Source organism: Olleya sp. Hel_I_94, from assembly GCF_007827365.1.
Taxonomy (GTDB): domain Bacteria; phylum Bacteroidota; class Bacteroidia; order Flavobacteriales; family Flavobacteriaceae; genus Olleya.
The window spans coordinates 1,072,572-1,084,717 of sequence record NZ_VISI01000002.1 but is presented as its reverse complement, the minus strand read 5'-3'; the positions used below and the strand labels follow the sequence as shown (position 1 = coordinate 1,084,717).

The following is a 12,146-nucleotide window of genomic DNA, read 5'->3' as shown; positions in this document are numbered from 1 at the left end:
ATTAAATAAAACACATAAATTCGAAGCTAAATTATGTAAAATCTTTTGTTTAAATGATGTAAAAAATCGTAAAAATTAGAGTTTTAAATAATTATTTAAGAAAATATTCTCAGATTTGAAGTAATCTGAGGGCTTTTGGTTCATAAATAATTTAAAGTCTTTAGTAAAATGAGACAGGTCATAATAAGCATAATACTCTATTAATTGTGTTATTGATGCTTTTTTAGATTCGTATTGCCTCATTAAACTTAAAAATTTATAAAGTTTTATAAATTTTAAAGGTGTTAATCCTATGGTTTTTTTAAACTGTACTTCTAGATGTTTTTGCGAAATTGGAAATATTTTAAGAAGTTCTTCTACATTAATTTTACCTTCTTTTTTGTATATCACCTTAATAGCTTCGTCCACTAATTTTGTGTTTTTACTTTCGTAAATTTGAAGGTTTGATAGTTGGCTTTCAATACGTTGTGCTAATGCTGTTCCGTGAAGGTTTTCTTTAAAAACAGGATATAATAACTCATATAATTTAGTATCTATTTTAGATAGGTTAATATGTTTATCTGTTAATTTAGAAATATCTGTTTTTAAAATTTTGTATAGCGCAGTTGGATGCAAATTAATCCCGAAATTAAAATAGGGGTTTTGTGCCTTCATCGTGTAAGATTTATAGGATTGCCCAAATACAACGATTCCTTTATTCTTATAAATTTTATTTCTTACGCCTGTTTCTAGTGGTGATTTTGATTTAAAAAATAATATATGCGATTGTGCAGTTGGTATTACCTTAGAAATTAAAGGTATTCTGGTTTGCTCAACAGTAAGCTCAAAAAAGTTTTGTACCAACTGGTTAGTGTTGGTACATTCTATATATCTAAAATTCATTAATAGCTTTATGTTCTGAATTATTACAGCATAAACCTAAGAAATTTATTAAAAAAAATATGAATTATCTTACTTTTTATTTTCAATCCATTGCTTCGCATTGGTAAACGCTTCTAACCATGGAGATACTTCATCTTGTCTATTATCTGGATAGTTAGCCCAATTCCATTGAAAAGTAGAACGCTCTATATGTGGCATCATTACTAAATGACGACCAGTTTTATCACATAGCATTGCCGTATTAAAATCTGATCCATTTGGATTTGCAGGATAACTATTGTAACCATATTTTGCAACGATGTTATACTCTTGCTCTGACTTAGGAAGGTTAAATTTACCTTCTCCATGACTTATCCAAACACCTAAGGTCGTGTCTTTTAGTGATGAAAGCATTACCGAGTTATTGTCTTGAACTGTTACTGAAGTAAATGCGCTTTCATGTTTTTTAGAGTCATTGTGAAGCATTTTTCCATGCACCTCATGTTCTGGATTAATCAACTCTAATTCCATAAATAATTGACAACCATTACAAATACCAATGGACAAAGTATCTTCTCTTTTAAAGAAGTTATTTATGGCTTTATTAGCGTTTTCATTGTATTTTATTGCTCCAGCCCAACCTTTTGCAGACCCTAAAACATCACTGTTAGAAAAACCACCAACAGCTCCTAAAAACTGAATATCTTCTAAAGTTTCGCGACCAGAAATTAAATCTGTCATGTGTACATCTTTAACATCAAAACCAGCTAAATACATTGCATTAGCCATTTCGCGTTCAGAATTGCTTCCTTTTTCACGTAAAATTGCAGCTTTTGGTCTTGGTTTAGCGCTATCTATTGTTGGAAGTTTTCCTGTAAAATGGTTAGGGAAACTATACTGTAAATCTTGTTTTTTATAGTTGTCAAAACGTGTTTTAGCTAAACCGTTTGCAGTTTGTTTTTGGTCTAATAAAAAAGATGTTTTGTACCACATGTCTCTTAATCTAGAGACAGTCATAGTAAAGACTTCAATACCATTTATAACACTTAATGTATCACTATCAGTAACTTTACCAATGTTATAAAAAGCAATATTAGCGTCTGTAAGTACTTTTTCTATAGCATCATCTTTAGATTGAAAAACAATCCCTGAATTTTCAGAAAATAAGACTTTACAAGAGTCCTTTTGGTTTAAAGCAGTAATATCTATTTCTGCACCTAAATTTACATCAGCAAAGCATAACTCTAATAATGTGGTAATTAGTCCACCAGAAGCGATATCATGTCCAGCTATAATTTGATTATCCTTAATTAATTTTTGGATAGTATTAAATACTGTTTTTACGTACTTAGCGTCTTTAGTGTTTGGAGTGTTGTTACCAACTTTGTTTAATATTTGCGCAAAGCTACTTCCTCCTAATTTAAAGTCGTCTTGAGATAAGTTTATATAATATATATCACCACCTTGTCTTTTAAAAACAGGCTCGATAACATTTTTAATATTATTACAGTTTGCTGCAGCAGAAATAATTACAGTTCCAGGAGAAATAACTTCCTCGTTAGGATACTTTTGCTTCATTGACAACGAGTCTTTTCCTGTCGGAACATTGATTCCTAAGTCAATTGCATATTCTGAAATAGCTTGTACTGCTTCGTACAAACGTGCGTCTTCACCTTCATTTTTACAAGGCCACATCCAATTGGCAGATAATGATACAGATTCTAGTCCATCTTTTAATGGAGCCCAAATAATGTTAGTAAGTGCTTCTGTAATACTGTTTCTACTTCCAGCAACAGGATCAATTAATCCAGAGATAGGAGAGTGTCCTATAGACGTAGCAATCCCTTCGACACCATTATAATCCAAAGCCATTACACCCATATTATTTAATGGGATTTGTAATGGACCAACACATTGTTGTTTGGCAACTTTACCGCCAACACAACGGTCCACTTTATTTGTTAACCAATCTTTGCATGCCACAGCTTCAAGTTGTAATACTTGGTCTAGATAATCGTAAAATAAATTTGGGTCATAAGAGATACCACCATAATTTCTGTCAATTGTGGTGTCTGTCATTATTGTTTTTGGCGAACTTCCAAACATATCCTCTAAAGCTAAATCCATAGGTGTATCACCTTTGGTTTTAGATTTAAATGTAAATCTATTGTTTTCTGTTACGTCACCAACAGTATAAATCGGAGAACGTTCTCTTTCTGCAATTCTATTTAAATGATCTAAATGTTTTTCGGCAATAACTAATCCCATTCGTTCTTGAGATTCGTTACCTATAATTTCTTTGGCAGAAAGGGTTGGATCACCAACAGGTAAGGCATCTAAATTTATAGTTCCACCTGTGTCTTCAACTAATTCTGATAAGCAGTTTAAGTGTCCACCTGCACCATGATCATGTATAGAGACTATAAAATTCTCGTCACTTTCTACCATTCCACGCACAGCATTGGCAGCACGTTTTTGCATTTCTGGGTTAGAACGTTGTACAGCATTAAGCTCTATACCAGAAGCAAACTCTCCTGTATCTGCAGAGGATACTGCAGCTCCACCCATTCCTATACGATAGTTTTCACCACCTAAAATTACTATTTTATCACCTTTTTTAGGTGTATCTTTTAATGCTTGATCTGCTTTACCGTAACCAATACCTCCTGCTTGCATGATTACTTTATCGTAACCAATTTTTCTGTTGGTTCTTTTTTCACCATTAATAATCGTGCTTTTTGCTTCGTCGTGTTCAAACGTTAAGACAGATCCACAAATTAAAGGTTGCCCAAACTTGTTACCAAAGTCTGATGCACCATTACTAGCTTTTATTAAAATATCCATTGGTGTTTGGTATAGCCAAGGACGTGCTTCCATAGCTTGTTCCCATGGTCTATTTTCTTCTAATCTAGAATAAGATGTCATGTAAACAGCAGTTCCTGCTAATGGTAACGATCCTTTTCCACCAGCTAATCTGTCTCTAATTTCTCCTCCAGATCCTGTTGCAGCTCCATTAAATGGCTCTACGGTTGTTGGAAAGTTATGTGTTTCCGCTTTAAGCGAAATAACAGAGTCGTAATCTTTTTTTACATAGAAATCAGGAACATCTGCACGTTTTGGCGCAAATTGCTCCACTTTAGGACCTTTTATAAAAGCAACATTATCTTTATATGCCGAAACGATAGTGTTTGGATGTTGCTTGGAGGTTTCTTTAATTAGTTTAAAAAGCGATGTTGTTTTTTCTTTTCCATCAATGACAAATGTCCCATTAAAAATTTTATGACGACAATGTTCTGAGTTGACTTGAGAAAACCCAAAGACTTCTGAATCTGTTAATGGACGACCTATTTTTTTTGATACGCCTTCTAGGTATTCAATTTCTTCATCATTTAAAGCTAAACCTTCTTGTTGATTATAAGACGCTATATCCTCAATATTTAATATTGGTTCTGGTTGGATATTTATTGTAAAAGACTCTTGGTTTAATCCATTATATTTTTCTGAAATCATTGGATCAAAACCTGTAAAGTCTTTTTGGCAAGCTTCAAATTCTTCAATTCTGATGATGCCATCAATACCCATATTTTGGGTGATTTCTACTGCATTAGTACTCCAAGGTGTAATCATTGCAGCTCTAGGACCAACAAAAAAAGCATCTAATGATGCTTGTTCTATTTTTGGCTGGTTGCCAAATAACCAAATCAATTTAGAAATGGTTTGCGTTGATAATTCTTTTGTTGCTTGAACAGCAAAAAGGTTACTGTTTTGGTTTCCGAAGAAATGAATCATTATATTTTAGTTTGAGTGTTGTTTTTTATAAAGACACAAATTTAGGTTTTTTAGGGTTAATTATAGATAATAATTGCTGCTTAATTTAAGAGTTATTCACTAGGTTTTAAACAAAAAAAAGCGACTTAATTAAGTCGCTTTTTAAATTATAGATTAAGATATACTTATTCTTTAATCAGTTTTTTAGTAATACTACCGTTTTTGTTTTGTAATCTTAATATGTAGACACCTTTACTTAAGCTAGATAGACTAACTTTATTGTTTTTAGAAGTCACGTTACCTTTTAAAATCTTTTTACCTAAAATATCATAAATTTCAAAGCTAGAGTTTTCATTAACCTCAATAGTTAATAAGCTAGATTTAATAGGGTTTGGATATATTTTGATTTCTTGTTTGTTAAAGTCTGTTGTGCTTAATGTTTGATTATGTTGTCCTAAGTTGGTACATGTATCAGATGGAGATTCGGTCCATTCATTTAGGTTAAAGGTGCTATTTCCTCCAGAAATATTTGAATTTCTTACCAAAGTAGTGTTTGCAGCATAAATCGTATTATCTCCTAAAGTACCAATTATGTCAATTAGGATTCCGTTTTTAAATAATCCTATAGCATCATTACCATTAAATCCTGTAATGGTATTATTTGAATCATCTACAGCAGCTGTACATACTGATAAATTACTATTTCCTATAACATACACGTCATTATTATTGATTGATGCACCACTAGGAAAGTTGTATGTTGCTGTCCATCCCGAGTTACCGTTAGAGCTTAATCTTAGTTCATAACCTGTTAGGTCTGTTATAGCTGCTCCAGTAAAGTTTGCAATTTCCAAAGCTTTATTGTTACTAGAACCTTCTATATATTCTGAAAAGTACAAATCGTTACTTGTACCTGTACTTCCAGCTAATGTAGTTTCAGTAGCTGTTGTACTTAATGCAGAGGTGTTGTCTTCTGCGTCTCTTGCTCTTACAGATAGCGTGTAAGTCGTTTCTGGTGTTAATCCTGAAATAGTATAAGTCGTTGCGTTTGATCCTGTATTTACGTAATTGCTACCATCAAAAACATCGTAACTTACAACAGCTGTGTTGTCAGTAGATGCTGACCAAGATAAATCAATTGTAGTTGATGTTGGATTAGAAGCTACTATATTTGCAGGCACTGTTGGAGCTTGTGTATCTGTAGGTCCAGGATTCCATATAGCATTTGCGTATTCTGGATGACTAATAAATGGATTAGCGTTACCTTGAAAATTGTAAGCTGAGTTATTACGTTGTATATCTCTGGCATCTACTGGATCAACATTATTGTGCCAATCTAATAACAAACTAATAGCCCAACCCTGAAATACTTGGTCATTAGTACCATTAAACATATCAAAACTGGTGTAACCATCAACTGTGTTTTCATAACGTGTCGCAAAGTATAACAAAGCTCTTGCAACATCACCTTTAAACTCGTCAATTGGTTCAAAAACAGTTCCTGAATATCCAGGAACAGCACTTGTTCCTTTTTTAGATCCGTTAGAATATGTATTACTAGCAGAACCCACAATACCAAATGCAAAGCTTCCGCGTCCGCCATTAACATAGCCATCTGTTGGATACACGTGATGTATGTCATTTTTCATTGGAGAGGCTTCTCCAAATGATGATTGAGGCACTAAATGTTCTCTGTTATAACAAACACCTTCAGCATTGTAATTTCCGCATTGATCAGAGTTGTATGTATAGCTGTATTGGTCTGTAGCAGTAGGTTTTTCAGAATAAATATCTAAAATTGTATTATCGTTTTCATAATAAAGGTCTCTATCTGTGGTTTCATATCCCAACCATAAACCTGAATAGCCTTGATCAGAATGTCCATTAGTAATAATACTTCTTAATTCTGATTTAAGAGCATAACCAGTTAATCCAGTAGCACTATCATAATAATTAGCTGGAACTTGAGCAAAACTAGTTAGTGTTAGTAGTAAGGTTAATGATAATAAGTAAAATTGTTTCATTGTTAAATATTAAAGGGTATTACGATATGTTAATTAAATTTATACATGTTATTTGTAACTAAAATAATTGATTTTAAAAATGTTAACTTTTTAAATACAATTATTTAAGTTGAAATACAATTATTTTCTTTCTAAAAGCGCCATATAAAAGCCATCATAGCCTGATTGGTGAGATAAAATTTTATTATCCTTGATTAAAGAAAACTCTTTACCACTTTCTGAAGCTAAAAATTTGGTTACTTGATCTTGATTCTCTGATGGTAAAATAGAACATGTAGCATATACTAATTTTCCTCCAGACTTAACCATTCTAGAATATGAGCTTAATATTTCGGCTTGTGTTTTTTTGATTTTTTCAATAAATTCTGGTTGCATTTTCCATTTAGCATCTGGATTTCTTCTTAAAACGCCTAATCCAGAACATGGTGCATCAATTAATACACGATCTGCTTTATCATAAAGTTTTTTAATAACTTTAGTCGAGTCTATGTGTCTTGGCTCAATATTATGAGCTCCAGCACGTTTAGCACGACGTTTTAACTCTTTTAATTTATTATCGTAAATGTCTAGTGCAATTATTTGACCTTTATTTTCCATCAAACTTGCAAGGTGCAATGTTTTTCCTCCTGCACCAGCGCATGTATCCACAACACGCATTCCAGGTTCTACTTGTAAATATTCTGCAACTAATTGAGAAGAGGCATCTTGCACTTCAAAATGACCATTTTTAAAAGCCTCTGTAGTAAATACATTACCACGTTCGGCTAATTTTAATGCATTTGGGTATTTTTCTAATGCTTCAGTTTCAATATCTAAATCAAATAAATCGGATTTAAGTTTTTCTCTAGTTGTTTTAAGTGTATTTACTCTTAAAATAACATCAGCTTGCTCATTTAAGGCAGCAGCTTCTTTAGTCCAAACAGCTTCGCCTAAAGCTTCAGCAGCTAACTCATCCATCCAATCTGGAAACGACTCTTTTATTTTTCTAATTTTAGAAAATTCGTCAAAACGACCTTTAATTTTTCTTGTCGGTGTATTTTCAAAATATTTCCAATCAGGAAGTGTGATACCTTTTAGTGTAGCCCAAACCGCAAACATACGCCAGATTTCATCTCTGTTAAATGGTTCTTTTACTTCAGCAATTTCTGCATAAAGCCTTTTCCATCGTACGATATCGTATGTGGTTTCTGCAACAAAACCTCTATCACGACTTCCCCAACGTTTGTCGCGTTTAAGTAATTGTTGAACAACTTTATCTGCATAATGACCGTCGTTAAAGATTAATAATAAACCATCAACTGTGGCAAAGCATAAATTTTTGTGTAAGCGCATTTTTTTGTATTTAATAACGTGCAAAGTTACTTAAATAACACCAATTTGTATTACTTTTTAGTATTAAGATATTATAGATTTGTCATTTAAAAAATAATTTTAAATAAATGCACAAGTTTTTTAAAAGTATTGCATCTAAACTTATTAATAGAATATCTAACATTTTTGACAGAAACAGATTTTATACACCAGCTTAAGGCTAAAAGTAGCGCCTCTTATAGTAAGCTTTTGGAGGATTTTCAGCACAAAGTGTTTGGGACTTGTCTGTCATTTGTACCAAATAGGGAAGATGCAGAGGATATCGCTCAAGAGGTTTTTGTGGAGGTTTTTAATTCTATTCATAAATTTAAGCAAGAATCTAAGTTAGCCACATGGATTTATAGGATTACAACCAATAAATGTTTAGAATTTATTAGAAAAAAAAACGCTAAAAAACGTTTTGCTTTTTTAGAGTCATTGTCAAGTAATGATTATAATCTAGATAAAGCTAGTTACTTTACAGAGATTAATCATCCAGGATTAGTTTTAGAACAAAAAGAAACTAGTGAAATCTTGTTTTTAGCTATTAACAAATTGCCTGAAGCACAACGTATAGTTTTTACGCTAAATAAAATTGATGATAAAAGCTATAAAGAAATTAGTGAAATTACTAATAAAAGTGTTGGATCTATTGAGTCTTTGCTGTTTAGAGCTAAAAAGAATTTACAAAAAACACTAGAAAATTTTTATAAAAATCAAGAGTAACACAAGTTTTTTAAGACTATTACATCTAAATTAATATGAACACAAATAATAACATTCAAGATAAAATAGATAGCACATTAAATGCTTTAGATACTTTAAATAGTGTCCAAGTTTCTCCTTTTTTTAAGGATAAAACTATGCAAAAAATGTTTGCAGAAAAACAGGTAACTTCTAAATCTTGGAGTTGGTTTACACCGCAATTACAATTAGCAACGTTAGTTTGTGTTGTAATTGTTAACGTATATGCTATCCGCCAAATTAATAGCACAAAATATAACGACGCTATTTCTAGTTTTGCCTCAGATTATGGATTGAACTCAGATTCAGAATCTTCATTTTTAAAATTATAATCATGAAAAAACACACCGTTTTATATCTTTTACTTATTGTTTTAATTATAATGAATGGCTTTTTTCTATTCAATTATATAGGTCGTCCAGGTCAGAATGGACCTAAAGCATCAGGAGATTTTATTGTAACTGAGTTAAAATTTAATGACCAACAATTAGCACAATTTAAAAGTTTAGAAGCTAAACATCACAATAATATGCGTGCAGTTGGTGATGCTATTAAGTCTTTAAAAGACCAGTTGTTTAGTAATATTACTGCAGCTTCAATTGATCAACAAGAGATAGATAATTTAATAGTAAATATTGCAGACAAAACAATTACAAGAGAACACGAATTGTTTAAAAGATTAAGGGCAATTTATAATTTGTCTGATGATAAACAAAAAGAACAATTTAAATCTATAATAAAAAAAGCACGAAGATTTGATAATCAAGGACCAGAACATCCTAATAGACCAGATTAAAACACAATGTTATTAAAAAATATAAAAAGACCTTCGGTAAATTAAAGGTCTTTTTTTTTGTGTTTTATTTAACATAATTGGCCACAAGTTATTTTAAAACTAGACATCTAAACACCATAACAAATAAATTTTTAGTCATGAAAAACAACATATTAAGTACAGCAGTATTAGTGTTTGGTTTAACAGTTTTAAGTGTAACTAGTGTTAGCGCTCAATCTAGCGATAAGCAGAAAAAAGAACCACCAACATTTAGTCAGTTATTAAAAGAATTGGATAAAGATGAAGACGGTAAATTATCTAAATCCGAAATCAAAGGACCTTTAAAAGAAAATTTTGATAAAATTGATACAGATGAAGACGGATTTATATCTGAAGCTGAATTTAAAAAAGCACCAAAACCAAAAAAAAGAGAACGTAACTAATTAGATAACATAACCAATAAACCATAAATAATATGAAGTATATAAAAAGCAAATTAAACCTTTTATTAATAGCAGTTGTATTTGGTATAACGCTTACAGTCTTTACTTCTTGTAATGACGATGATAGTGTTACAACAACAGAAATAGAGGATGAAGACGTTGTAGTAATTGACGATACTGATTTTGAAGCCACAGATTGGACTTCTGAGACGCACAGTAAAGATGCAGATCCTAATTTTGAAGAAGTATTTGAAGATAACGCTGTAAAAAGATTAGATATAGTAATTACTGAAGCACGTTGGCAATCTATGCTTGATAATATGACAAGCCTTTACGGAACTTTTGGAGCTGGTGCAGGTGGTCCAGGAGGAGCTGGTGGTGGTGTTTTAACAGAAACTGATGAAGATCCAATTTTTGTACCTGCCGAAGTATTTTATAATGGTATTGAATGGTATCGCGTTGGTGTAAGATTTAAAGGTAATTCTAGTTTACAAACTAGCTGGCAAAATGGGATTTTAAAACTTTCGCTTAAATTAGATTTTGATGAGTTTGAAGATGATTATCCACAAATAGACAACCAACGTTTTTATGGTTTTAAAAAGTTAAGTCTTAAAAATAACTTTGATGATAAGTCTATGTTGCGCGAAAAAGTAGCGACAGATGTTTTTAGAAACTCAGGATTAGTAGCCTCACATACCGCATTTTATACCGTTTATGTAGACCATGGTGATGGACCACAATATTTTGGACTGTACACTATGGTGGAAGAAGTGGATGATACCGTTTTAGATACACAATTTTCTGATGATGATGGTAATTTATACAAGCCAGATGGTGTTGCTGCTAGTTTTGCTATGGGAACTTATAATGAAAGTGAATACGTTAAAAAAACTAATGAAGATGAAGGCGATTTTGATGATGTTGCTAGTTTATTAGCTGTAATAAATGATGGTTCAAGAACTACAGACCCAGAATCATGGAGAGCAAATCTTGACGCTGTGTTTGATACAGATGTTTTTATAAAATACTTAGCAGTTAATACAGTCGTTCAAAATTGGGATACTTATGGAAGGATGACACATAATTATTTTTTATATAACAATCCCGATACTAGTAAACTAACATGGATACCATGGGATAATAACGAAGCTTTGCAAACAGGAAAAATGGGAGGCTCATTACCATTGGATTTTTCCGGTTTAAACAACTCTGAATGGCCATTAATTGGCTATTTGTATCAAGACTCGGTTTACAAAGCGCAATATGACACCTATGTACAAGACGTTGTAGAAAATGCTTTTAATGTTAGCACAATTCAGTCTCTGTACGCGAATTACGCAGCATTAATACAACCTTATGCAACATCAGAAGTTGCAGGTTATAGTTTTTTAGAAAATGGTTCGGATTTCCAAAATGCAGTTAACCTTTTAAATACACATGTATCATCTCGTGCAACAGCAGTTAGTGATTACTTAGATTAAAAATAATTAATTAGTTTTTTAATAGCAGTTAAAGGCTTCATTATGTAAAACTTATGAGGCCTTTATAATAACGATATACTATTAAGACGAAATAACTTCAATATAAAACATTTTATCACAAGTTTTATAGAATAAAAACATCTAAAGCTTATAAACAGTATTTAAAAATGAAAAATAACCAATTAAAAACAGTATTAACAGTCTTTTCAATGCTATTATGTTTTAGCGTTTTTGCTCAAGGACCTCCAGGTGGAGGTGGACAAGGCGGAAGAGGAGGCGGAAGAGGTCAGCAACGTGGAGGCACACCAGATGCGTCTGAAATTCTTTCAAAATTAGACATTAATAAAGATCAAGTGATTGATAAAGATGAAGCAGCTAGCGATGAAAGAGGGAAAATATCAGAAGATTTTGATGTCATTGACACTAACGAAGATGGAGTGATTGATTTGGATGAATTAAAAGTGTCTTTAGATGATAGTAAGCCTAGAAAAATTTCAGCTAAAAAAATAATCAAAGCTGTTGATGATAATGGTGACGGAACATTAAATGAATTAGAAGTAGCTGCTAAAAAGAAAATTGAATTATCTGATAATTTTAGTAAGATAGATACTAATAGTGATGGTGAGTTAGATTTGGAAGAATTAAAGGCGTTTTTTGAAACTGACGATAAGCCTAAACGTAGAAAAAGAGACTGATGTTA

At 31.9% G+C, this 12,146-nt stretch carries 10 protein-coding genes; 6 read left to right on the top strand and 4 right to left on the bottom strand.

Annotated features, from left to right (window positions below):
- Positions 1–75: 75 nt before the first annotated feature.
- From JM82_RS07965 to JM82_RS07950, 4 genes are all read right to left on the bottom strand, one after another.
- The gene (locus tag JM82_RS07965) at positions 76–882 is read right to left on the bottom strand and encodes a helix-turn-helix domain-containing protein (protein WP_145002181.1); all 807 of its coding nucleotides are present in this window, start codon (positions 880–882) and stop codon (positions 76–78) included.
- Positions 883–951: 69 nt separating this feature from the next.
- On the bottom strand, positions 952–4,650 hold the full coding sequence (purL, locus tag JM82_RS07960; RefSeq protein WP_145002179.1) for a phosphoribosylformylglycinamidine synthase: 3,699 nt from the start codon (positions 4,648–4,650) through the stop codon (positions 952–954).
- Positions 4,651–4,814: 164 nt separating this feature from the next.
- A complete protein-coding gene (locus tag JM82_RS07955) occupies positions 4,815–6,653 on the bottom strand; it encodes an endonuclease (protein WP_145002177.1) in 1,839 nt (612 codons plus the stop codon).
- Between the two features lie 120 nt (positions 6,654–6,773).
- Entirely contained in the window at positions 6,774–7,985 is a 1,212-nt protein-coding gene (locus tag JM82_RS07950; protein ID WP_145002175.1) for an RsmB/NOP family class I SAM-dependent RNA methyltransferase, read from the bottom strand.
- A gap of 165 nt (positions 7,986–8,150) precedes the next feature.
- On the opposite strand from JM82_RS07950, the gene JM82_RS07945 reads away from it, so the two are divergent.
- The 6 genes from JM82_RS07945 to JM82_RS07920 all read left to right on the top strand — a co-directional run bounded on the left by JM82_RS07945 (position 8,151) and on the right by JM82_RS07920 (position 12,141).
- Positions 8,151–8,729, top strand: a complete 579-nt coding sequence (locus JM82_RS07945) for an RNA polymerase sigma factor (protein WP_145002173.1) — start codon at positions 8,151–8,153, stop codon at positions 8,727–8,729.
- A gap of 35 nt (positions 8,730–8,764) precedes the next feature.
- Positions 8,765–9,079, top strand: a complete 315-nt coding sequence (locus JM82_RS07940) for a hypothetical protein (protein WP_145002171.1) — start codon at positions 8,765–8,767, stop codon at positions 9,077–9,079.
- 2 nt (positions 9,080–9,081) lie between these two features.
- The gene (locus JM82_RS07935) at positions 9,082–9,543 is read left to right on the top strand and encodes a Spy/CpxP family protein refolding chaperone (protein WP_145002169.1); all 462 of its coding nucleotides are present in this window, start codon (positions 9,082–9,084) and stop codon (positions 9,541–9,543) included.
- A gap of 137 nt (positions 9,544–9,680) precedes the next feature.
- The gene (locus JM82_RS07930; protein ID WP_145002167.1) at positions 9,681–9,965 is read left to right on the top strand and encodes an EF-hand domain-containing protein; all 285 of its coding nucleotides are present in this window, start codon (positions 9,681–9,683) and stop codon (positions 9,963–9,965) included.
- A gap of 32 nt (positions 9,966–9,997) precedes the next feature.
- On the top strand, positions 9,998–11,446 hold the full coding sequence (locus tag JM82_RS07925) for a CotH kinase family protein (protein WP_145002166.1): 1,449 nt from the start codon (positions 9,998–10,000) through the stop codon (positions 11,444–11,446).
- Between the two features lie 167 nt (positions 11,447–11,613).
- Positions 11,614–12,141: an EF-hand domain-containing protein gene (locus JM82_RS07920; RefSeq protein ID WP_145006694.1), complete on the top strand. Its 528-nt coding sequence runs from the start codon at positions 11,614–11,616 to the stop codon at positions 12,139–12,141.
- Positions 12,142–12,146 lie beyond the last annotated feature (5 nt).